General features: G+C 69.6%; 21 protein-coding genes. 11 read left to right on the top strand and 10 right to left on the bottom strand.

Going from position 1 to position 22,446, the window contains the following annotated elements; genetic code table 11:
- Window positions 1-203: 203 nt before the first annotated feature.
- The gene (locus tag KX816_14925) at window positions 204-1,487 is read left to right on the top strand and encodes a PHB depolymerase family esterase (GenBank protein ID QXQ05516.1); all 1,284 of its coding nucleotides are present in this window, start codon (window positions 204-206) and stop codon (window positions 1,485-1,487) included.
- A gap of 7 nt (window positions 1,488-1,494) precedes the next feature.
- On the opposite strand, the gene KX816_14930 is transcribed toward KX816_14925, so the two are convergent.
- Complete coding sequence (locus KX816_14930) at window positions 1,495-1,914, bottom strand: hypothetical protein (GenBank protein ID QXQ05517.1); 420 nt, start codon at window positions 1,912-1,914, stop codon at window positions 1,495-1,497.
- A gap of 107 nt (window positions 1,915-2,021) precedes the next feature.
- On the opposite strand from KX816_14930, the gene KX816_14935 reads away from it, so the two are divergent.
- On the top strand, window positions 2,022-4,619 hold the full coding sequence (locus KX816_14935; GenBank protein QXQ05518.1) for an MMPL family transporter: 2,598 nt from the start codon (window positions 2,022-2,024) through the stop codon (window positions 4,617-4,619).
- 61 nt (window positions 4,620-4,680) lie between these two features.
- Here the strand turns inward: KX816_14935 and KX816_14940 are convergent, their stop codons facing one another.
- Both KX816_14940 and KX816_14945 read right to left on the bottom strand, forming a co-directional pair.
- A complete protein-coding gene (locus KX816_14940) occupies window positions 4,681-4,914 on the bottom strand; it encodes a hypothetical protein (GenBank protein QXQ05519.1) in 234 nt (77 codons plus the stop codon).
- Between the two features lie 5 nt (window positions 4,915-4,919).
- The gene (locus tag KX816_14945) at window positions 4,920-5,513 is read right to left on the bottom strand and encodes an ABC transporter substrate-binding protein (GenBank protein ID QXQ05520.1); all 594 of its coding nucleotides are present in this window, start codon (window positions 5,511-5,513) and stop codon (window positions 4,920-4,922) included.
- A 173-nt stretch (window positions 5,514-5,686) separates the two neighbouring features.
- Between KX816_14945 and hpnH the strand changes: the two genes are divergently transcribed.
- The 3 genes from hpnH to KX816_14960 all read left to right on the top strand — a co-directional run bounded on the left by hpnH (window position 5,687) and on the right by KX816_14960 (window position 8,575).
- A complete protein-coding gene (hpnH, locus tag KX816_14950) occupies window positions 5,687-6,832 on the top strand; it encodes an adenosyl-hopene transferase HpnH (protein QXQ05521.1) in 1,146 nt (381 codons plus the stop codon).
- Between the two features lie 297 nt (window positions 6,833-7,129).
- Window positions 7,130-7,651 carry a PEPxxWA-CTERM sorting domain-containing protein gene (locus KX816_14955; GenBank protein QXQ05522.1) on the top strand — a complete coding sequence of 174 codons (522 nt, stop codon included), beginning with the start codon at window positions 7,130-7,132 and terminating at the stop codon, window positions 7,649-7,651.
- Window positions 7,652-8,317: 666 nt separating this feature from the next.
- Window positions 8,318-8,575 carry a hypothetical protein gene (locus KX816_14960; protein QXQ05523.1) on the top strand — a complete coding sequence of 86 codons (258 nt, stop codon included), beginning with the start codon at window positions 8,318-8,320 and terminating at the stop codon, window positions 8,573-8,575.
- Between the two features lie 33 nt (window positions 8,576-8,608).
- On the opposite strand, the gene KX816_14965 is transcribed toward KX816_14960, so the two are convergent.
- From KX816_14965 to KX816_14995, 7 genes are read right to left on the bottom strand one after another with little or no spacing between them, the layout of a single operon-like run.
- Complete coding sequence (locus KX816_14965; protein QXQ05524.1) at window positions 8,609-9,274, bottom strand: phosphorylase; 666 nt, start codon at window positions 9,272-9,274, stop codon at window positions 8,609-8,611.
- Between the two features lie 2 nt (window positions 9,275-9,276).
- Window positions 9,277-11,217, bottom strand: coding sequence for a squalene--hopene cyclase (gene shc / locus KX816_14970; GenBank protein ID QXQ05525.1), 1,941 nt, complete (start codon window positions 11,215-11,217; stop codon window positions 9,277-9,279).
- A gap of 25 nt (window positions 11,218-11,242) precedes the next feature.
- Complete coding sequence (hpnE, locus tag KX816_14975; protein QXQ08603.1) at window positions 11,243-12,550, bottom strand: hydroxysqualene dehydroxylase HpnE; 1,308 nt, start codon at window positions 12,548-12,550, stop codon at window positions 11,243-11,245.
- Entirely contained in the window at window positions 12,469-13,308 is an 840-nt protein-coding gene (gene hpnD / locus KX816_14980) for a presqualene diphosphate synthase HpnD (GenBank protein ID QXQ08604.1), read from the bottom strand. The genes hpnE and hpnD overlap by 82 nt, the downstream gene beginning before the upstream one ends.
- 17 nt (window positions 13,309-13,325) lie before the next feature.
- Window positions 13,326-14,177 (bottom strand): squalene synthase HpnC, encoded by an 852-nt coding sequence (gene hpnC, locus KX816_14985; protein ID QXQ05526.1) that lies wholly within the window; start codon window positions 14,175-14,177, stop codon window positions 13,326-13,328.
- The gene (locus KX816_14990) at window positions 14,174-15,298 is read right to left on the bottom strand and encodes a glycosyltransferase (protein ID QXQ05527.1); all 1,125 of its coding nucleotides are present in this window, start codon (window positions 15,296-15,298) and stop codon (window positions 14,174-14,176) included. Before KX816_14990 ends, hpnC begins: the two co-directional genes overlap by 4 nt.
- Window positions 15,295-16,365, bottom strand: a complete 1,071-nt coding sequence (locus tag KX816_14995) for an NAD-dependent epimerase/dehydratase family protein (GenBank protein QXQ05528.1) — start codon at window positions 16,363-16,365, stop codon at window positions 15,295-15,297. The genes KX816_14990 and KX816_14995 overlap by 4 nt, the downstream gene beginning before the upstream one ends.
- Between KX816_14995 and KX816_15000 the strand changes: the two genes are divergently transcribed.
- From KX816_15000 to KX816_15025, 6 genes are all read left to right on the top strand, one after another.
- Window positions 16,364-17,161, top strand: coding sequence for an RMD1 family protein (locus tag KX816_15000; GenBank protein QXQ05529.1), 798 nt, complete (start codon window positions 16,364-16,366; stop codon window positions 17,159-17,161). The two genes, KX816_14995 and KX816_15000, sit on opposite strands and share 2 nt — an antisense overlap.
- Complete coding sequence (locus KX816_15005; GenBank protein QXQ05530.1) at window positions 17,158-18,423, top strand: glycosyltransferase; 1,266 nt, start codon at window positions 17,158-17,160, stop codon at window positions 18,421-18,423. The genes KX816_15000 and KX816_15005 overlap by 4 nt, the downstream gene beginning before the upstream one ends.
- Entirely contained in the window at window positions 18,420-19,844 is a 1,425-nt protein-coding gene (hpnJ, locus tag KX816_15010) for a hopanoid biosynthesis associated radical SAM protein HpnJ (GenBank protein ID QXQ05531.1), read from the top strand. The genes KX816_15005 and hpnJ overlap by 4 nt, the downstream gene beginning before the upstream one ends.
- A gap of 145 nt (window positions 19,845-19,989) precedes the next feature.
- Window positions 19,990-20,784 (top strand): hopanoid biosynthesis-associated protein HpnK, encoded by a 795-nt coding sequence (gene hpnK / locus KX816_15015; protein ID QXQ05532.1) that lies wholly within the window; start codon window positions 19,990-19,992, stop codon window positions 20,782-20,784.
- Window positions 20,781-21,755, top strand: coding sequence for a flippase-like domain-containing protein (locus tag KX816_15020; GenBank protein QXQ05533.1), 975 nt, complete (start codon window positions 20,781-20,783; stop codon window positions 21,753-21,755). Before hpnK ends, KX816_15020 begins: the two co-directional genes overlap by 4 nt.
- A 183-nt stretch (window positions 21,756-21,938) precedes the next feature.
- The gene (locus KX816_15025; protein QXQ05534.1) at window positions 21,939-22,445 is read left to right on the top strand and encodes a DUF1993 domain-containing protein; all 507 of its coding nucleotides are present in this window, start codon (window positions 21,939-21,941) and stop codon (window positions 22,443-22,445) included.
- Window position 22,446 lies beyond the last annotated feature (1 nt).

Genomic DNA, 22,446 nt, shown 5'->3' on the forward strand with positions numbered 1-22,446 from the left:
AACATCCGCTGCGGTTGGTTGAAGGCCTGTCGCCGTTTGTTGCGCAATTCGTCAGGCTGGGTTTTGTTTACCCGATAGCGTGACGGTAGTCAAGAGAATTGTGCCGTTTTGGTTTGGAACAACGGAGATTTATATTATTTACGCTGGACCACATGCGGATTTCGGGCGTTAATGCTGCAGCGCACAAAATTGGACGGCGATACATGAGTTTGACGAATACGATGGCGGAAGCGCTGCGGCTGACCCGCAGCGGGGACCTTGTCGGTGCGACTGAGATGCTGTTGTACGGGGGTGTCACGCCACGTGCGCCCGACGTGCACGACCTGACGCCGACGATCGACCTGACCGCGACGAGCACGTCGCACAGCCCTCGGCCGGCCGCCGCGGCGACGGGTACAGTCCCGTCAGCGAAGGTGGGCAAGCCCCGGGCAAACCACACGGCGCGCCCGGCAGCGGCCAAGGCGCGTGCGTCGGCGAGCACCGGTGCTACGGCCACGGCCAACGCCGCCGCCAAGATCGCCGCCGCGTTGAAAAAAGCCGCCGCTGTCGCCGCCCAGGCCGCCGTATCCGGCAAGGCCGCCGCTCCCGCGGCCCGCCGGACCGCCAGGTCGGCCAGCCATGCCAGCGCCAACGATGCCGCCGGCAGTTTCCACGCGCACACTTACAACGGCGACGCCGGTAGCCTCGGCTACAAGCTCTACACGCCGCAAGGCGCCGCGCCGGGCATGCCGCTGGTCGTCATGCTCCACGGTTGCACCCAGTCACCCGACGATTTCGCCGCCGGGACCGCCATGAACGCCCTGGCCGCCGAGCTTGGCTTCTTCGTCGCCTACCCCGGGCAGACCCACTCCCGCCACCCGAACAAATGCTGGAACTGGTACCGCGTTGGTGATCAGCAGCGCGACCGCGGCGAGCCCGCACTGGTCGCTGGCTTGACCCGCGAACTGGTCGCCGACCACGCTGTCGACCCGGGCCGCGTCTACGTTGCCGGGTTGTCGGCGGGCGGTGCCGCGGCGGCGATCCTGGCGAGTATCTATCCCGACCTGTTCGCGGCCGTCGGGATCCACTCGGGGCTGGCCTGCGGCGCGGCACACGATGTGTCGAGCGCGCTCACGGCGATGAAACAGGGCGGGCAATCGAGCGGTGCCACGACCGTCCGAAAGCCGGATCGGTTCGTACCGGTCATCACCTTCCACGGCGACCGCGACACGACCGTCGCCGAGATCAACGCCCGCGAGATCGTCGCGACCGCTGCCCGCGACACCGGTGTCGAACTGGCGACAACGACCGATACCGGTCGCAGCGTCGGCGGTCGCGCCTGGACGCGGAGGCGTAGCCGCGACGCCGCCGGTACGCTGCTGATCGAACAATGGACCGTTACCGACTCCGGTCACGCCTGGTCGGGCGGCAGCGCGGCCGGGACCTACACCGATCCCGCGGGGCCGGATGCGTCGCGCGCGATGCTGCGGTTTTTCCTCGAGCGGTAAGCGCGGATCAGGACCGGACGACCAGACGCGCCTCGGTCAGCTCGATGACCGGAACCTCCCACGGATGCGCCGCGACGATCGCGTCGACCGCGCTGGAGACCGCCGCCTCGGGCGCGTCCGCCGGGATGTAGATTGTCAGGATGGCGGTCGGCGACGCCGAGGCACGTCCGGCCTCGCCCAAGGCCGGCCGGGCATCGGCGCCCGGAGTGAACAGCTCCCAGCCGGGCGCGAGTTCGACGACGGATCGGTAAGGCGCGAAATCGCCGAGCGGGTTATCGCCGCGAACGATCCCCAGGATCGCGGCGAGTGTCGCGTCCCGGTCGATCGCAGCCGCCTGGCCTGTCGCCAGCGCGACGAGCGTCTCCGCCGCGATCGGGCAGTAGACCCGGAGAACCCGGACGGCACGGGTGGAATGCTGGTAGGCCATGCGGACCGTCGCTAGAGCGAAATGCGCCGCCGCGCGAGAGCTGGCTCCGGGATCCTCCGGGTCGAACCGAGGCTGCCCCGCTGCGCGTGCCGTGCTAACCGCTGCCGATGCCCGGTCCCGCGCCCTCAACCCCCTCCCTCGTCGAACGCGCCGTCGCGCTGGCCGTCGCCTTCCCGCGCGCCGTCATCGTTGGCGCGCTGCTCCTGACCCTCGCCGCCGGTGCGTTCGCGGCACGGCATTTCGACATGACCACCGACACCGCCGCGCTGATCGCCCCGACCGTCGAGTGGCGGCGCGACGAGGCCGTGATCGACGCGGCGTTCCCGCAGAACCGCGACCCGACCGCGGTCGTCGTCGACGGCGCGACGCCCGAGGCGGCCGAGCTCGGCGCGCGCGCACTCGCCGCGGCGATGGCCCGCGACACCGCGCACTTCCGCACCGTCCGGCGGCCCGATGCGACCGCGTTTTTCGCGCAGAACGGCCTGTTGTTCGCGACCACCCCCGAAGTGTCGGATGCCACCGCGCGGCTGGTCGCGGCGCAACCCTTCCTCGGGCCGCTCGCCGCCGACCCCAGCCTGCGCGGCGTGATGACGAGCCTGTCGACAGTCCTCACCGGTGTTTCGACCGGCAGCGCGAAGCTCAGCGACATCGCCGATCCGGTTCGCGCTCTTGGCGACGGGCTCGGCGGGATCGTCGCGGGCAAGCAGCCGCAATTCTCGTGGACCGGTCTGTTCGGCGCAACCCGCGGCGCCCTCGCGGCCCCGACCCGCCGCGTTATCGTCGCGCAGGCGGTGCTCGACTACGGGGACCTGACGCCGGGCGCGGCCGCCAGCGACGCGGCTCGCGGGCTCGCGACCTCCCTCAAGCTCGATCCGGCCCACGGCGTCCGGGTCCGCCTCACCGGAGCGGTACCTCTGGCAGACGAGGAGTTCGCCTCGCTCGCCGACGGTGCAGGTATCGTCGGCGCGGTGATGGCGGGGTCGATGCTGCTGCTGCTGTGGGTGGCGACGCGCTCGGCGAAGATCGTTGCGGCGATCGCGGTGACCATCGTCGCCGGGCTGGTCGTGACAGCGGCGCTCGGGCTGGCGCTGGTCGGGCGCTTCAACCTGATCTCGGTGGCGTTCATCCCGCTGTTCGTCGGGCTCGGCATCGACTTCGCGATCCAGCTCAGCGTGCGTTTCCGGGCCGAGACCGACCCCGACACCGCGACCGCGCTGCGCCGTGCCGGCCGGACGCTCGGCCACGCGCTGGTCGTCGCGGCGGCGGCGGTGGCGCTCGGGTTCGCGGCGTTCCTGCCGACCGCCTACATCGGGATTTCGGAGCTCGGCATCATCGCGGCGGTCGGCATGGGCGTCGCGCTGGCGCTGAGCGTTACCCTGCTCCCGGCGCTGCTGGTGCTGTTGAACCCGTCCCGCATCGGCGACCCCGGCCTGACGCGTTTCGCCCCTGCCGAGCACTGGCTCCAGCGGCACCGCAAGGCTGTATTATGGGCCTTCGCGGCGTCGATGCTGGCCAGTATCGCGCTACTGCCGCTGGTTAGCTTCGACTTCGATCCGTACAACCTTCGCAACCCGAACGGCGAGGCAATGGCGACGCTCGCCGACCTGATGCGCGACCCCAACCGGACGCCGAACACCGTCGACGTGCTCGCCCCGGACGATGCCGCCGCAGCCCGGTTGAGCGCCCGGCTCTCGGCGCTCCCCGAGGTGTCGCAGGTCGTCGACATCGCCAGCTTCATCCCCGCCGACCAGCCCGCCAAGCTCGCGCTGATCGCCGACGCGCGCAACCTGCTCGAGTTCACTCTCGACCCGTTCGCCGTCGCCGCACGACCCACCGACGCCGAGACCGTCGTCGCGCTCCGCCGCACCGCGAGCCGGCTCCGCACCGCCGCTAGCACCGACACCAGCCCCGCCGCCGCACCCGCCGTCCGCCTCGCGGGCGTCCTCGAAGCCCTCGCCACCGCCCCGCCCGGGCACCGCGCTGCCGCTACCACGATGCTGGTACCGCCGCTGACGCTCCTGCTCGACCAGCTCCGCGCGCTGCTCCAGGCCGGGCCCGTCACCCGCGCCACCCTGCCCGCCGACCTCGTCCGCGACTGGCAGACACCCGCCGGCCAGTCGCGCCTGCAAGTCTTTCCGCGCGGCAATTCAAATGACAACACGACGCTCGCCGCCTTCACCCGCGCCGTCCAGCGCGTCGCCCCGCACGCGTCGGGACCACCGATCTCGACGCAGGCCGCCGCCGGCACCATCGCCCGCGCCTTCATCGAGGCCGGCGTCTACGCCCTGATCGCGATCTCGCTGCTGCTGCTCTTGGTGCTGCGCTCGGTCCGCGAGGTCGCCTTCACGCTGGCACCGGTCGTGCTGTCGGGATTCCTGACCCTGGCGACCTGCGTACTGATCGGGCAACCCATTAACTTCGCTAACATAATCGCCTTCCCTTTGCTCTTTGGAGTTGGAACCGCGTTCCACGTTTATCTGGTCTTAGCCTGGCGCGACGGCGCGACATCGCTGCTTTCCTCCAGCCTCGCGCGCGCCGTTTTGTTCAGCGCGCTCGCCACCGGCGCGGCTTTCGGCAGCCTGTGGCTGTCGCACCACCCAGGGACAGCCAGCATGGGCAAGATCCTGATGATCGCACTGGCGTGGACCCTGGTGTGCGCGCTGGTGTTCGAGCCGGCGCTTCTCGGGTCGCAGAAGCGGCGCTGAGCCGTCGTTCGGATGTTATCACGCGCCATGCGCCGCCCGGCTCTCGGATCGGAACCGGAACCTAGATCTGCCAGTCGCCCCAGTGCGTCGGCGCGTATTTCAGGAGTGGCATGGTCGCGCTGCTGCAATGCCCGATTACGGGGTTGGCCTTCGTCGACGACGCGACGGGCGGCGGGGGCAACGTCCTGCCCGAGCCGGATACTTCGCTGCTGATGATAGGCGGCTTCGGGCTGACGGGCGCGCCCGCCCGGAAGTCGGGGGGCGTCGCGCCGGCGGCTGGCCAGGCGCGGACCACGCGCTCTACCGCCCCTTCAGCCGCGCCTCGTCCGCCGTGTTGAGCTTCTTCGTCAGCGCCGCGACACCCCCCGCCTTGATCGTGCTCGCGAACTCGGAGCGCTGGACGGCGATCTGGCTGACACCTTCCGCGAAGATATCGACGATTTTCCAGCCGCCCCCAGACTCCCGCAGTCGGTAGGCGAGCGGGGTCGGCGTGCCGTTGCCGGCGATCGTCGTCTTGACCACCCGGTCGGTACCCCGCGTCACCACCGCCGGGTCGACGACGAAACGCTCGCCCGCATAACTGGCGAAGTTGGCCGCGTACTGCACCGCGCTGTGCCGGGCGAAGGCCTCGACCAGCGCCGCGCGGTCGCCCGCTGATGTCGCCGCCCACGCCGGGCCGACGACCAGCGCCGCCATCGCGGGCAGGTCGTGCGTCGCCTTGACCACTGCGAGCAATTTCGCCGTCCGCGCCGGCAGCGGCGTCGCCTTGCCCGCCTTCATTGACGCGAGCAGCGCATCGTCGAACGCCGCGATCGGCGCGACCGGGTCGGACGCAGCCGCGGCGGGCGCCGGCAGAGCGGCGAGCAGGGCGAGAGCGATCAGGGTGTTGCGCATCGCCGCCCCATCGCAAAAAGCCGGGGTCCCGGCCAGCCCATACCGCCGCGCCGCTGCGGAAATGCGACACCTGCGACGTCCACCGACAGGCCCGCGGGAGTTGACCCGAGCGCCCGAAGACCGCAGGGAAGCCGCTTGAGCTTCCGCGACGGCGGTTGGCTGAAGGACCGTGCATGACCCTGCCCCTCGCTCCGCTGCTGCGCATCGGCACCTACACCGTCACCCAGCACATCAAGGGCGGCAAGTATCCGCTCGTGCTGATGCTGGAGCCGCTGCTGCGCTGCAACCTGGCGTGCCCCGGCTGCGGCAAGATCGATTACCCCGACGCGATCCTCAACCAGCGCCTCAGCTTCGATCAGTGCATGGCCGCGATCGACGAGTGCGGCGCGCCGGCGGTCTCCATCGCCGGCGGCGAGCCCCTGCTCCACCGCGACATGCCGCGCATCGTGAAGGGCTATATCGCCAAGAAGAAGTTCGTCATCCTGTGCACCAACGCCCTGATGCTGAAGAAGAAAATGGCCGACTACGCGCCGTCGCCGTACTTCACCTGGTCGATCCACCTCGACGGCGACAAGGGCATGCACGACCACGCCGTCGACCAGGCCGGGACCTACGAGGTCGCCATCGAGGCGATCGAACTCGCCAAGGCCGCGGGCTTCCGGGTCCAGGTCAACTGCACCGTGTTCGACGGTGCCGATTCGGAGCGCCTCGCCGGTTTCTTCGACGAGATGACGCGCCGCGACGTCGAGGTCACGATCTCGCCCGGCTATGCTTACGAGCGCGCCGCCGACCAGACCCATTTCCTCAACCGCGAGCGCACCAAGAATTTCTTCCGCGATGTGTTCCGCCGCGGCGACGGCGGCAAGAAGTGGAAGTTTACCAATTCGCCGTTGTTCCTCGACTTCCTCGCCGGCAACGAGAGCTATGAGTGCACCCCGTGGTCGATGCCGCTGCGCACCGTCTTCGGCTGGCAGAAGCCGTGCTACCTCGTCGGCGAAGGCTATGTGCAAAGCTTCGCCGAGCTGATGGAGGGCACCGACTGGGACCAGTACGGCGTCGGCAAATATGCCAAGTGCTCGAACTGCATGGTCCATTGCGGCTTCGAGGGCACCGCCGCCACCGACGCCATCCGCCACCCGCTCAAGATGTTCAAGGTCGGCCGCAACGGCGTCCGCACCGAGGGCCCGATGGCCGCCGACATCGACCTGTCGAACGCCCGGCCCGCGAAGGACAACTTCTCCGACCACGTCGAGAAGGAGCTGGCGCGGATCAAGCTGGCGGACCCCGAGGGGTACAAAAGGGTCCAGCGCGCGGCTTAGCTGCTCGAGGGCCGACGACGATCCGGTCGTCGGCTCGGGATCGTGTGGCCGAATCTCATACCGAGGTCGCATCCCGGTACTTATGACGGCCCAGAAACGAGCCAGTTGAGTCTTCGGATGAGCGCATCGTTTACTCGCGTAAACGCCTTAAGGCACTGATATACGGTGCACCTTGATTTGATATTGCCTGATAAGTGCCATATCGCACCAAGAACTTGTGTTTATAATCGTTGTCAAAGCTACAATTTCCCTCGATAGCTTTGCGAAAGCGGCTTCGTTTAGGTTTTGGGGGACTCTATGATCCGGAAATTGTTGATCTCGAGCGCGATCGCCGGAGCTGCGATCGCGTCTCCCGCCTCGGCTGCCAAGTTCATGTTCACGTCGACTGCCTTCGATTTGACTTTCGAGCTTCCCGACTCAAACCCGGATAATGGCTTTCCTGGCCAGTTCTTCTATTCTCCGGGCACCACCGGAACTCTCAACGGGAGCGCGTTCGAGTTTCAGTCTCTCACCTTTTTCAGCGCCGACTATGATCTAACTCCCGGTTTTTCCGGCGGGTTTTCCTACGATAATACGTACGCGGCCATATTCTCGGGCCTCCAGCTTTACTCGGGGACGGAGGCAGCCCCGAGGTTCGTCGCCGGCACCTACGCCCTGACGCAGTTTGGGTCGGGTACCGCCGGAACGCTGACGATATCCGATGTCGCCGATGTCTCAGCCGTTCCCGAGCCGATGACCTGGGCGCTCATGGTCGGCGGCTTCGGCATGGTCGGCGGGGCCATGCGCCGCAACGGCAAGGTCGCCGTCGCCCGCACCTGAGTTTCGGCGTACTGCGATCTTTCGCCGGCCTGCGCGGGGTCCGCGTCGACGACCCGCTCCGCGGGGCCCGCGCGCTCGACTGGGCACAAGCGGGCCTCGACTTCGCCGATGCACTGCATCTGGCTGGAGCGAATGGGTGCGAGGCGTTCGTCACCCTCGACCGGCGGCTGACGAAAGCGGCGGCCGGGTTGTCGGACGTGAAGGTGGGTGCGGCGTCGGGGGTTCAGCTTGTTCAAGCCGCGGATGGTGGCGTTCGAAACAGCGGCTGACGCCCGAGTTGCGGACATTGGATCTGCGACGCACAAGAGCTTGGTCATAGGCGTGAGCACCATGATCACGCGAACAGCAGCAGTCAGTCAGCTATTGGAGCAAGCGGCTGCACGGATTGGCGGCGCGGATTGGGCCGTCGTAGGCGGCAATCGCCTCCGAGCTAGGCTCGACGGCGATACGGAGGCGATCATCCTCCCACTCGCCGCCGGACACGCAACCTATACCGTGTCCGTCAGTATCGGACCGCGCTTCTCAGGTGTCGAGCGTATCGTCGCGAAGGCGAGCCGAGCAGCGGGCTAAGCGGATGCTGGGATCAGGACGGCGACCATTTTCCCAACTGTATTCGAACGGCTGGCGAGCATCTCCTCGGTTCCAGACCAGGCGCCGCTCTCAGGAATGGAGCTAATCATCGAGGAGCTACGTGCTCACGCCGTTCCGTTCATCCGAAGGCTCAGCACCGCCGGAGCAGCCGCTGATTATGCGCTGGCCAACCCGGTAGCCTACGGAGCCCATGCTCTAAGAATTCCCGTTCTTCTCGCCAAGGCGGGGCGGCGGAGAGAAGCTCAGGACTATCTCGACGGGCAGATCAGCGGCGGGGCTTTGTATTCCGATTTCCTGACGCGCTACCGTGCGGCAGTTATGCCGCTTATCTGACTAACGCTCTACGTCTGCCTTCCACCACCAGCCCTACCCCACAAACCCCATCCGCGGCCCGACCATCTCGGCCCCGCGCTTCAGCTCCCGCATCGCCCGCATGAAACCCGCGCTGGTTCGCGCCACGTCGGCCGCCTGGCCCGGCCGCGACGCCAGGGAGCGCAGCATCGCCCTCGCGTCGACCCCGCCGTCCGCGCGCATCGAGACGGTGATCGCATGCGGCAGCAGGTGGCGGGCGCCGTCGGAGACGCAGCGCAGGATTGCGAAGGGCAGCCCGCGCTCGGCGGCGACGGCGGCGGCGACGTGGCTCTCCATGTCGACCGCGAGGGCATGGTGGCGCTCGCCGAGCGCGAGCTTCTCGGCGACGGTGTCGATCATGCGGCCATCGGCGAAGCAGCCGCCGAGCCGCGCGCCGGGCAGTTTCGCCGCCAGTGCCGCCGCCCAGCCGGGGTCGCAGGTCACGTCGACCGCTCCCGACAGCCGGTCGCCGATCACCCAGTCGCCGATGGCCAGCCCGTCCGCGAGCGCGCCGCACATGCCGTAGCTCATGATCCCGCTCGCGCCCGCTGCGGCGCGCTCGATGCGGGCGCGCAGGCCGACCGGGTCACCGCCGCCCGCGACGACGACGACACCGCCCTGGCGGATGGTCGCGACCTCGCGGTTGAAGCCGGTGGCGACGACGACGTGCCCGCTCGCCAAGCTCACATTCCCCAGCGCGTCGAGGTCTCGTTGCCGAGGCTGAGGTTGCGGTAGCGGGCCAGCGCCCACAGCGGGAAGATTTTCGCGTAGCCGTGGTAGCGCAGGTAGAACACCCGCGGGAAACCGCCGCCGGTATGGTGCTCCTCGGGCCACAGGCCGCCGGGTTCCTGGTGCGCCTGCAGCCACGCGATGCCGCGCCGGACGGCCACGCTGTCCGTGGCGCCCGCCGCCATCAGCCCGAGCAGCGCCCAGCCGGTCTGCGAGGCGCGGCTCTCGGCGGGCGTGTAGCCAGCGTAGTCGAGCGCGTAGCTGTCGCAATCCTCGCCCCAGCCGCCGTCGGGGTTTTGGACCTGGGCCAGCCACGCCGCGCCGCGCGCTATCGCCGGGTCGTCCGCGCCGAGGCCGGCGGCGTTGAGCGCGCACAGCGCCGACCACGTCCCGTAGATGTAGTTGACCCCCCAGCGCCCGAACCAGCTGCCGTCGGCCTCCTGTTCCTTGCAGAGGTAGCCGAGCGCGGCGGCCATGCGCGGGGTGTCGGTCTCGCCGATCTGCGCCAGCATCGAGACGCAGCGGGCGGACACGTCGGCGGTCGGCGGATCGAGCAAGGCGCCGTGGTCGGCGAACGGTATGTTGTTGAGGTAGTGGTAGCTGTTGTCGGCGTCGAACGCGCCCCAGCCGCCGTCGCGGCTCTGCAGGCCGACGGTCCATTCGACGCCGCGTGCGACGGGCTGGTCATAGCGCTCGCCCGCCAGCCCGCGCGCCCGGTCCATGCCCATCACCACGACCGCGGTGTCGTCGAGGTCCGGGTAGTGCGCGTTGGCGTACTGGAAGGCCCAGCCGCCGGGGCGCAGGTTGGGCGCGTTCTCGGCCCAGTCGCCCTTCACCTCGAGCACCTGCCGCGGCACCAGCCAGTCGAGTGCCGCCAGCGCCTGGGTCTCGGCCTCAGGGGCACGCGTCTCGAGCAGCGCATGCGCCGCCAGCGCGGTATCCCACACCGGCGAGAAGCACGGCTGGCAGTAGATCTCGCCGTCATCCCGGCGGACGACGAGCTTCTCCACCGCCGAACGCGCGATGTCGCGCCGCGCCGTGTCGCCGAGCGCCTCGAACATCATCGCGGAGTTGGCGATTGCCGGGTAGATCGCGCCGAGCCCGTCGTCGCCGTTCAGCCGGTCGGCTACGAAGTCCCGGCACGCCTGCAGCGCCCGCGCCCGTAGCGCCTTCGGCCACAGGCCATTGCCACGCTTGAGCAGCCAGTCGAGCGCTCCGAACCCAAGCTTCCACACGAGCTTGCCGCCCGCGACGTTCGACTTCGGCTTGACCGTGGCGCGCGGCAGGAACAGCTCGTCGACCCGGATGCCGCGCGGATTCTTCGCCACCGGCTGCAGCGTCTGCAGCACCAGCAACGGCACGATCACTGTCCGCGCCCAATACGCCATCTTCGACAGGTGGACCGGAAACCAGCGCGGCAGCAGGATGATCTCGGGCGGCATCGTCGGGATCGTCGACCACGGCCCCGCCCCGAACAGCGCCAGCTGGATGCGCGTGAACACGTTGACCGCCGCCGCGCCCCCTGCGGCCAGCGCCGCCTGCCGCGCCCGGACCATGTGCGGCGCATCGACCGGGTCGCCGATCATCTTGAGCGCGTAATACGCCTTGACCGTCGCGCTGATGTCGAAGGGCGCGCCATAGTGCAGCCCCCAGCCGCCATGGTCGCCCTGGATGCGGCGCAGGTAGCGCGCAACGCCGGCCTCGAGCTCAGGATCGTCGGGCTCAGCGAAATACTGGCGGAGCAGGATGTATTCGGCGGGAATCGTCGCGTCCGCCTCAAGCTCGAAGACGAAATGCCCGTCGGACTTCTGCAGCGCGGCGAGCGCCGACGCGGCGCGCTCGACCGCGACGTCGAGTTCGCCTGCACGACTTGCCAAGGAACCAGCAACTGTCATGAACCCGCCATAGCCGAAACGGCGCTCACCGCGCCAGCGCCGCCGCGGTGACGCCCGACCGCAGCGCGCCCTCGATCGTCGCGGGCAGCCCGGTCTGGACCCAGTCGCCCGCCAGCACGAGGTTTGCCCACCACGTCCGCTGCGGCGGCCGCAGCGCGTCCTGCGCGGGGGTCGCGGCAAAGGTCGCGCGGCGCTCCTTGACGACCTGCCAGCGCGGCAGCTCGGGGCGCAAGGTCAGCACCTTGGCAACGTCGGCCCACAATATCTCCGCCAGTTCGCCGCGCGGCGTGTCGAGCAGCCGGTCGGCGGCGCTGATCGTCACGGAGATGCGGTCCTCGAAGGCGAAGATCCATTCGACCGTCGCATTGGTCAGCCCGAGGATCGGCGGCATCATCGACGGTGGGCGATGCGCGAAGTGCGCGCTGATGATGGCGCGGAACTCGGTCGGCACGATCAGGTTCGGCACGAGGTCGGCGGCGACCGGCGCCGGCACCGCGAGGATCACCGCATCGCCCTCGGCAACCACCACGGTCCGGTCGCCGAAGTCGAGGCCGGTGACGCGCTCGCCGTCAAACACCAGAGCGCGCAGCCGCTCGCTGTTGACCACCGGAACACCGCGCGCCGCCAGCCACGCCACCGCCGGATCAACGAACGCTGCCGCGAGGTTGGGCTTGGCGATCAGCGGCCGCGACGCCCGGCCACCCCGGGCCATCGTCTCGCGCAGAACTCGCCCCGCAAGCTTCGCCGACCCGTCCGCCGCCGCGGTGTTGAGTGCCGCCAGCAGCACCGGCTCGAACAGCCGCTCCCACAGCGGGCCCGACGTCGGGACATAGTCGCCGACCGTCGCGTTCCTTGCGGCCAGCAGCGGCGCGAGCTTGAGATAATCGCCGACTCTCGTCCCCGGTACCCGCCGCGCCTTGTCGAGCAGCCACCACGGCATCCGCCCCATCGACGGCCGCACCGTCCAGCGCTCGCCGCTCGCCGCATCGAGGAAGGGGAATGCGGCTTCGACGGGACCGCTGACCCGGTCGCTCGCGCCGATCCGGTCAAGATACGTCGCGACCGCGCCATTGCCCGACAGCACGAGGTGGTTGCCGTTGTCGATGACCGCGCCGATCTGCGCGTCGTGATAGGAGCGGCAGCGACCGCCGGCGCGCGGCGCAGCCTCGTAGACCGCGACAGGACGCCCGAGCGCGGCCAGCTCGACCGCCGCCGACAGCCCCGCCAGCCCCGCTCCGACGACATGGACCGTCAACGCGTGAGCCAGACCCGCATCACCGTCCACAGCAGCGCACGCTTGCCCAGCTTGGTCCGCGTCCGCGGCGCGTGCCAGCCGGTGCGCTCCATGCGCTTCAGGGTCGTCGCATAGACCGCCGACATCAGCCGGGGCGCGAACAGATGGCCCTGAGGGCGGTGGACCAGCACTTCGTCGGCGGCGGCATAGTGCTGGTGCGCCAGCGCCGCGACCTCGCGGCAGACCGCGTCGAGGCGCGCGTCCGCCGCCACCGCGAGCGGGTCGTTGCTGATGATCCCGTGCGCGACCAGATGCTCGCGGGGCAGGTACAGCCGCCCGATCTCGGCATCCTCGTCGACGTCGCGGAGGATGTTGGTCAGCTGCAGCGCCCGCCCAAGGTGGTGCGCAAGGTCGGTCGCGGCGCTGCCGGTCATGCCGAAGATGCGCACCGACAGCCGCCCGACCGCGGACGCCACGCGGTCACAATACAGGTCGAGCGTCGCTGCGTCCGGAGCGCGGATGGTGTCGTCGATGTCCATCGCCATGCCGTCGATGACCGCGTGGAAGTCCTCGCGCGCCAGCCCGAACTGCGCGACCGCGGTCTTGACCAGCGCCGCCTTGCCGGGCGGTCCACCGACGTAAAGAGAATCGATATCCGCGCGCCACGACGACAGCCCGGCGCGGCGTTCGGCGGTGGTGCCCTCGATGTCGTCGGCGATGTCGTCGACGGCGCGGCAGAAGGCATAGACTGCGAACATCGCGTCGCGCTCGGCCTTCGGCAGCACGCGCATGCCGGCGTAGAACGAGCTGCGGCTGACCTGGCCGTGCAGCGCCAGCGCGCGCTCCTCGTCGGTCATCGTGGCGGCGGCGTGGGTCATCGGAGCACCCTTAGCCGACCGGGCCGTAGCAGTTGCGCCGCGACCGCGCCCAGCGCCAGCCCGGCCGCCTCCAGCTTGCCGTGGTGGACGCCCCCGACAAGCGGGTCGCGGGTGCGCAGGCGATCGTTGAGGCTGACCGCGAGCCGGTGGATGACCGCGACCTCCAGTGCCAGCCGCCGGTCGCGGATCATGCGCGCGAACCCAGCGGCCTCCGCGAGCAGCCCGTCGGTCGCGGCGACCATGCGCGCGATCACCCGCGCCAGCCCCGGCGACGAGCGCGGTTCGGCGAGCGCGGCGAGCGTCTCGCCCTCGGCCGCCAGCCAGTCGGCGGGAACATAGGCCCGGTCGAGATCGCGCCAGTCCTCGCCGCAGTCCTGCAGGTGGTTGATGACCTGGAGCGCGGCGCACAGCGCATCGGACGCGGCCCAGGTCGCGCGGTCCTCGCCGTGGACGTCGAGCACGAAGCGCCCGACCGGCATCGCGGACAGCCGGCAATAGCCGATCAGGTCGGCCCAGTCGGTGACGCGCGGGTTCGACACGTCGCGGCGGAAAGCGGCGAGCAGGTCGAGGGGATGCTCGGGGGTCAGGCCGCGCTCGGCGAGCACGAGGCGGAGTTCGGCGGCCGGGATGCAATCCCCATCCCCGACCAGCGTCGCGCGCATCGCCTCGAGTCCCGCGAGCCGCTGCTCGACGCTGGCGCCGGCGTCATCGGCGATGTCGTCGGCGGTGCGTGCGAAGCGGTAGAACGCCAGGATCGGGCCACGGAACTGCGGAGCGATCAGGCGCGACGCGACCGGAAAATTCTCGGACTTCTCGGTCCGGTGGGGCAGGTTGGCCGGCGCGTTCACGTTGCTGTCCCAATCGACGACGAGGCTTGCGCGCGCCCCTTCCACAGACCGCCGCGACCGGCCCAGACCTGAACTGCCGACATCAACGTGTACCAGCCATAAACCAGCGCAATGACCGGCAGCGCCAGCCCCCACAACGGCGACCGCCCGTAGAAACGCAGCATCGGCCAGAACGACACCGCCATCAGCGCCCACGCGGCCAGCGCGGCGAGATCACCATCGAGCGCCAGCACCGGCGGCAGCACGAACACGAACATGAGGCCCGCGAGCGCCCCGGCCAGCAGCCGTGGCGAATAGCCGAGCTGCGCGTACGCCGAGCGCGCGATCATCGCACCGATGGCTGGGATCCCGCCATAGCCACGCAGCGACACCGAGCGCTCGGTCAGCGCCAGCCGCACCGGCCCCTGCCGCTTCAGCACCACGCCCAGCGCGCAGTCGTCGATGATGGCGCCGCGCACCGCCATGATCCCGCCCGCCGCCGCCAGCGCGTCGCCCCGTACGAACATGCAGCCACCGGCCGCCGCGGCGGTCGGCCCGGCGCGGTTCACGGCAGCGAACGGGAACAGCATCTGGAAGAAATACACGAACGCCGGCACCAGCAGCCGCTCGGCGAAACTGTCGCAGCGCAGCCGGGCCATCAGCGACACCAGCGCGAGCTGGCGCGGCGCTGCGGCCCCGGCAAGCATCCGGAGCGTGTCGGGGGAGTGGGCGATATCGGCATCGGTGAGCCACAGATAGTCCGGCGCGCCCGCCGCGGCGATGCCCTGCTGCACGGCCCAAAGCTTCCCGGTCCAGCCGCGCGGCAACGGCGCGCCGTCCAGCACGGTCAGGCGCTCGCTCGCACCTGCCGAAGCCCGTGCGATCGCCGCCGTTCCGTCGCTGCTACCGTCGTCGACCAGCACGATGCGAAACGCGCCCGGATAGTCCTGCGCGACCAGCGATGCGATTGCCTGGCCGACGACCTCGGCCTCGTCGCGCGCCGGCACCACGGCAACGACCGACGGCCATTCGACGAGCGGGAGCGGCACCGCGTCGTCGCGCTCGTTCGCCCGCCAGAAGCCGTCGCGGAACACCAGCATCCCGGCCCAGATCGCCAGCAACAGCACGCCGAGCCAGCTCAAGCGACCATCCCCGCCGCCCGGAACCAGTCGAGCGCATCGATCACGGCCTCTGGGTACGGTCGCGCCGCATAACCAAGTTCCGCCTCCGCCTTCGCCGACGAGAAGAACATCCGGTGCCCCGCCATCCTGAGCGCATCGGCGGTGAGGAACGGCTCGCGCCCGCTCACCCGCGCCACCGCCTCCGCCGCCCACGCCAGCGGGAACAGCGGCCCGCGTGGAAGGCTGACCGTCGGCGGCTTGCGCCCAACCTGGCGCGCGATCTCGGCAAGGAAATCGCGCAGCACGACGTCCTGCCCGCCCAGCACATAACGCTCGCCGACCCGGCCCTTCTGCAGTGCCAGCACGTGGCCCCGCGCGACATCGTCGACGTGAACGAGGTTCAGCCCGGTATCGACGAACGCCGGAATCTTGCCGTTCGCCGCCTCGACGATGATCCGCCCGGTCGGCGTCGGGCGCACGTCGCCGGGGCCGATCGGGGTCGACGGATTGACGATCACGGCAGGCAGTTGGCCTGTCGCGGCCATGTTCTCGACCAGCCGCTCGGCGAGCACCTTGCTGCGCTTGTAGGCCCCGATCGCATGCTCCGGGCTCAGCGGCGCGGTCTCGTCGGCGGGCAGCCGGTCCAGCCCCAGCGTCGCCACCGAGCTGGTATAGACGATCCGCTCGACCCCGGCATTCTGCGCCGCGACCATCACCGCGCGCGTGCCCTCGACGTTGTTGCGGACGATCTGCTCGGGGTCCCGCGCCCATAGCCGATAGTCGGCGGCAACGTGGCAGACACCCCAAACCCCGGTCATCGCCACCGCCAGCGCCGCCTCGTCCATCAGGTCACCGGCGACGATGTCGCCCTCGAAGCCGGCGAGGTTGGCGCGCGGGCTGCTTGCACGGACCAGCGCCCGGACCCGGTAGCCCGCGCCGGTCAGGGCGCGCGCCACGGCCGCCCCGACGAAGCCGGCCGCGCCTGTCACCATGACGATTCCGGCAGGCGCGCTCACAAATTCCCCAAAGGTCGAAGTGCGGCGGACCCTAGCCGCAAGCCGCGCGCCGTGGGAAGGGACCTGCGTCATGCACGCCAGCGATCCCGACAGCTACAGCGCCCGCACCGTCCTGCTCGGCGACCGGCTCGACCTCGCGGGCTTTGCCCCGGCCGACCTGCTGTCCGCCTCGCCGCTCGCCTACCGCGCCGGCGTCGAGGGCTATGCGGTGCTGTTCCGCTACGGCGTCGTCGTGCTGTGCGGCATGACGCCGTCCGAGGAAACCGCGGCGCTGGCCGGCATCCTGCCGCGCATCGTCCGCCCGGTGACGATCCGCGACGAGGACCGCGAGGCGATCAGTATCTGGCCCGACGGCACCGACCAGATCCCGCCGGGGGGCCCGATCCAGATCCGCGAACTGTCGCTGGAGCGCGTGCTGGTCATCGCCGATGCGCTGGCGAAAAGCGCTGCACTCCACCGCGACGAGCGCGAGGTCGAGGCCGTCCTCGACGTCATGGAGCCGCTCACCCGCCAGCTCGCGGAGCACGGCCGCACCCGCGCCGGCCGGCGTACGGTCGTCCGCCACATCGGCCAGGCGCTGCTGGTCCGCCACCGCGTCACCGGCCTGGCCGCGATCGACGACAAGCCCGACGTGCTGTGGGACCGCCCAGATTTGGAGCGGCTGTATGCGAGGCTCGAGGACGAATACGAGCTCGACGCCCGCGCCGACGCGCTGCGCCGCAAGCTCGCGGTCGTCGGCGAGACCGCGACCGCGCTGGCGGACCTGATCGACACCGAACGCTCGTTCCGGCTGGAGATCGCGGTCGTCGTGCTGATCGCGGTCGAGATCGCGATCGCGGTGTTCGAGATTTTCCGGGGTCTGCATTGAACTGGCTCGGCTGGGCGCTGGTCGCAGTTGCCGGAGCCGGTACGGCGTACCAGTTGCTGAGCGCGGTGCTGACCGGGCGAAGCGCGAGCGCCGACGCGGCTCTGGGCGACACCCCCGCAGTCACGATCCTCAAGCCCCTCCACGGGGCCGAACCGCGGCTGGTCGAGAACCTCGCGAGCTTCGTCACGCAGAATTACCGGGGTGCGGTGCAGATTGTCTGCGGGGTTGCGGATGCCGGGGATCCGGCGGTCGCAGCAGTCGCGGCTCTGCGCGAGCTGTACCCGAAGGCCGACATCGCGCTGGTCGTCGACCCGGCGCGGCATGGCGGGAATGCCAAGGTCTCGAACCTCGTCAACATGATGGGCGCGGCGAAGCACGATGTGCTGGTGCTGAGCGACTCGGATATGGCGGTCGAGGCGGACTATCTGGCGCGGATCGTCGGAGCGCTGGGCGAACCCGCCCCCGCCCCGCCCGCCACCGCTACGTGTCATCCCGGCGAACGCCGGGACCCAGCTTCGCCAAGCGCGGTGAACGACCGAGAGCTGGGTCCCGGCGTGCGCGGGGATGACAAGCCTGAAAATTCGTTCCCTGAACCAACCCCCGGCGCCGTCACCGTCCTCTACCACGGCCGCGGCGACGCCGGCCCGTGGTCGACCCTCGCGGCGATGGCGATCAGCCACGGCTTTCTCCCCTCGGTGCTCGTCGGCATGCGCCTCGGCCTCGCCACCCCGTGCATGGGGTCGACCATCGCATTGAGCCGCGCCACCCTCGACCGCATCGGCGGCTTCGCGGCGTTCGCCGACGACCTCGCCGACGATTATGCGATCGGCGCGGCGGTCCGCAGCCTCGGGTCGTCGGTCGCGGTGCCGGCCTTCACCATCGGCCACGCCTGCGCCGACTCCAGTTTCACCGCGCTCGCCCGCCACGAGCTGCGCTGGAATGCGACCATCCGCCGCCTGTCGCCCGCCGGCTTCGCGGTCGGCGGCTGGCTCAACCCGGTGCCGGTGGCGCTGCTGGCCTGCCTTGTAGGGGGATTCGCGCCGCCTACCTTGGCCGTGATGGCTGCAGCTTTGCTCTCGCGCGTCGCCGTTGCGGTGCGGGTCGACCGCTTCACCGGCGTCCCTCCCGGACCACTCTGGATGATGCCGGCGCGCGATATCCTGTCGTTCGGGCTTTTTCTGGCGAGCTTTCTGGTGCAATCGGTCGATTGGCGCGGCGCGACGCTGAATGTTGCCCGCAACGGCCGGATAATAGGTGAGTGATGCGCAGTCTTTTCCTTCAGGCCCCGAGCTTCGACGGGTACGACGGTGGTGCCGGTGCGCGCTACCAGATGAAGCGCGAGGTGAAGTCGTTCTGGTACCCGACGTGGCTGGCCCAGCCCGCCGCGCTGGTCGAGGGTTCCAAGCTCATCGACGCCCCCGCCCACGACCTCAGCTTCGACGACATCAAGCACGAGGCGACCCAGCGCGACCTGCTCGTGCTCCACACCTCGACGCCGTCGTTCGCGCAGGACGTCAAGACCGCCGAGCTGTTCAAGGCGCTCAACCCGAGCCTGAAGATCGGCATGATCGGCGCCAAGGTCGCGGTCGACGCACAGGGTAGTCTCGAGGCCTCGCACGCGATCGACTTCGTCGCGCGCAACGAGTTCGACTTCACCATCAAGGACGTCGCCGACGGGATCGACCTGAACGCCATCCAGGGCATCAGCTACCGCAACAAGCTCGGCGAGATCGTCCACAACCTCGACCGCCCGGTGATCGAGAACATGGATTCGCTGCCGTGGGTCACCCCGATCTACAAGCGCGACCTGACCATCGAAAAGTATTTCGGTGGCTACCTGCTCCATCCGTACATCAGCTTCTACACCGGGCGCGGCTGCAAGAGCCGCTGCACCTTCTGCTTGTGGCCGCAGACCGTCGGCGGGCACAATTACCGGACCCGCTCGATCTCCCACGTCATCGAGGAGATCAAGTATGCGGTGAAGGCCTTCCCGCAGGTGAAGGAGTATTTCTTCGACGACGACACGCTGACCGACAACGCGCCGCGGGTCGAGGCGCTGGCGATCGAGCTCGGCAAGCTGGGCGTCACCTGGTCGTGCAACGCCAAGGCCAACGTGCCGCGCCGGACGCTGGAGATCATGAAGGCCAACGGGTTGCGCCTACTGCTGGTGGGCTATGAAAGCGGCAACCAGCAGATCCTGATCAACATCAAGAAGGGCCTCCGCACCGAGGTCGCGCGGCAGTTCACCAAGGATTGCCACGAGCTCGGCATCGTCATCCACGGCACCTTCATCCTCGGCCTGCCGGGCGAGACCCGCGAGACCATGGAGGAGACCATGGCGTACGCGATGGAGCTCAACCCGCACACCATCCAGGTGTCGCTCGCGGCGCCCTACCCCGGCACCTTCCTGTACAAGCAGGCGACCGAGAACGGCTGGTTCGACAACCAGGCCGACCTGCTCAACACCGACGGCGAGCAGATCGCGCAACTCAGCTACCCGCATCTCGACAGCAAGGAGATCTTCGACACCGTCGAGGTCTTCTATCGCCGCTATTATTTCCGCTTCTCCAAGATCAAGGACATCGTCTGGGAGATGCTCCGCGACCGCGACATGATGAAGCGCCGCCTGCGCGAGGGCGTCGAGTTCTTCCACTTCCTGCGACACCGGAAGGCGCCGGCTTGATGACACCCTCCCCTTCAGGGGAGGGTCGGAGAGACGGCGCAGCCGGCCCCGGGGTGGGTGCTTCACCCGCGACGAAGGGCCCACCCCCGGGGCCGGCGCGAAGGTGCGCCGTCTCTCCGCGTCCCTCCCCTGAAGGGGAGGGGGAGTGAAGCATCTCATCGTCACCGCCGACGACTTCGGCGCCGACGACAGCGTCAACGAGGCCGTCGAGCGCGGCCACCGCGACGGCATCCTGACCGCGGCTAGCCTGATGGTCGCCGCCCCGGCTGCTGCGGACGCGCTGAGCCGCGCCAAGGCCATCCCCAACCTCGGCGTCGGCCTGCACCTCGTGCTCGTCGAGGGCCGCCCGATGCTGCCGCCGGAGCGCATACCCGGCCTCGTCGACGCGAGCGGCAACTTCCGCACCGACATGGCGCGGACCGCACTCGGTATCTTCCTGCGCCCCGCCGTCCGCCGCCAGCTCGAGGCCGAAATCGAGGCGCAGTTCGCTGCCTTCGCTGCGACCGGCCTCAAGCTCGACCACGTCAACGCGCACAAGCACTTCCACCTCCACCCGACCATCGCCAGCACGATCCTGCGGGTCGGCAAGCGCCATGGCATGACCGCGGTCCGTGCCCCCGTCGAGCCCGGCAGCGGCGGCATCGCGACACCGTTCGCGCGCCTGCTCCAGCGCCGCCTGCGCCGTGCCGGGATGACGGTCCCCGACCAGGTCTACGGCCTCGCGGACTCAGGCGCGGTGACCCCGGAGCGCCTCCGCGCCCTCGTCGCCGCACTCCCCGAGGGCCTGACCGAAATCTACCTCCACCCCGCCACCCGCGACGACTGGAGCGGCCACGCCCCCGGCTACCGCTACCGGGACGAGCTCGCCGCGCTGACCGACCCCGGCGTCCGCGCTGCACTGGGGACCGCCCATCTCGGCAGCTTCGCGAGCTTCGCGTGAAGGCGGGCACGATCGTCCTGCTGCTCACGGTTGCCGGGCTCGCGGTTGCGGCATGGGTGATCGGTGAGGTCGGGGTCGCTCCAGTGCTCGCGGCGATGCGAACCATCGGCGGCGGCGGCTTCGCGGTGTTCTGCCTGTGGTCGCTGCTGGTGCTGACCGTGCTCGGCGGGGCGTGGGCCGCGGTCGCTCCCGGCAGCGGCGTCGGGTTCGGCGAGTTCGTCTGGGCGCGGACGGTGCGCGAGGGCGCGACGGACGTTCTGCCGTTCTCGCAGATCGGCGGGCTCGTCGTCGGTGGGCGGGCACTCAGCGCGAGGGGCGTCGCCGAACCGCTGGTCTACGCCTCGATGATCGCCGACCTGACCACCGAAATGGCGTCGCAGCTGGTGTTCACGCTCGCCGGCGTCGGGCTTCTGGTGCTGGCCCTAGACGGCAGGACCGACCCGGCCGGCTTGCGCGCGCTGGCGTGCGGCGGGCTCGGCGTCACGGCGGCGGTGATGGCCGCCTTCGCCTTCGGGCAGCGCCGCGTGCTCGGGCTGGCCGGCAGCCTCGGTGCGCGCTTGCTACCCTCAATCGCGGGCTCCCTGGCAGCGGTGCAGGCGGCGCTCGACACCTGCTACCGCGACCGGGGCCGCGTGCTCCTGTCGTTCGCACTTAACCTAGCCGCCTGGGTGCTGAGCGGCGCCGGCGCGTGGATCGCGCTGCGCTTCATGGGGGTCGAGATCACCCTGCTGTCGGTGCTGGCGATCGAGAGCCTGATCTTCGCGGTCCGCAGCATCGCCTTCGTCGTGCCCGGCGCGGTCGGGATCCAGGAGGGGGCGTATGCGCTGGTCGGCCCATTGTTCGGCCTCGACCCGCAGACCGCCGTCGCGCTGTCGCTGCTGAAGCGCGCGCGCGACCTGGCGATCGGCATCCCGGCGATGTTGGCGTGGCAGCTGCTCGAGAGCCGGCGGCTGATCGGGCGGTCGCGGTAGCACTCACGATGACTTGTCATCCCGGGCTTGCCCCGGGACCTAGCTGACCGCGGGGTGTGAGCGCCGGGTGAGCTGGGTCCCGGGTCAAGCCCGGGACGACAATGGGGCCCGGGATGAGACTAATCGTTTCGGACTTGAGGAAATCTCATCTAGGGCCCGGCTAACCCTCAAGAGGAACCGTCAATGACCATCTCGATGCACCAGGTTCTGCTGCCCGTCCTGCTTCGCCAGTTCGGCACTCTGTCCGCAGTCCTGACCAAGGCCGAAGCGCACGCCAAGGCGAGCGGGATCGACCCGGCGACGCTGATCGAGGCGAAGCTCGCGCCCGACATGCTGCCGCTGGTCGCTCAGATCCGCATCGCGTCCGACAGCGCCAAGGGCGGCGTCGCGCGCCTCGCCGGCATCGTACCGCCGAGCTATGCCGACGACGAGGTCACCTTCGCCGACCTCCACGCCCGCATCGACAAGACCGTAGCCTTCATCAAAAGCGTCCCCGCCGACCAGATCGACGGCACCGAGGAGCGCCACATCGAGCTCAAGGCCGGCCCGCGCACCTTCGAATTCAGCGGCCAGGACTTCCTGTTGCATTTCGTGCTGCCGAACTTCCTGTTCCACTGCACCGTCGCCTACGCGATCCTGCGCCACAGCGGCGTCGAGATCGGCAAGATGGACTATCTCGGCGCGAGCTAGG

The sequence above is a fragment of the Sphingosinicellaceae bacterium genome (genome assembly GCA_019285715.1).
GTDB lineage: Bacteria > Pseudomonadota > Alphaproteobacteria > Sphingomonadales > Sphingomonadaceae > Glacieibacterium.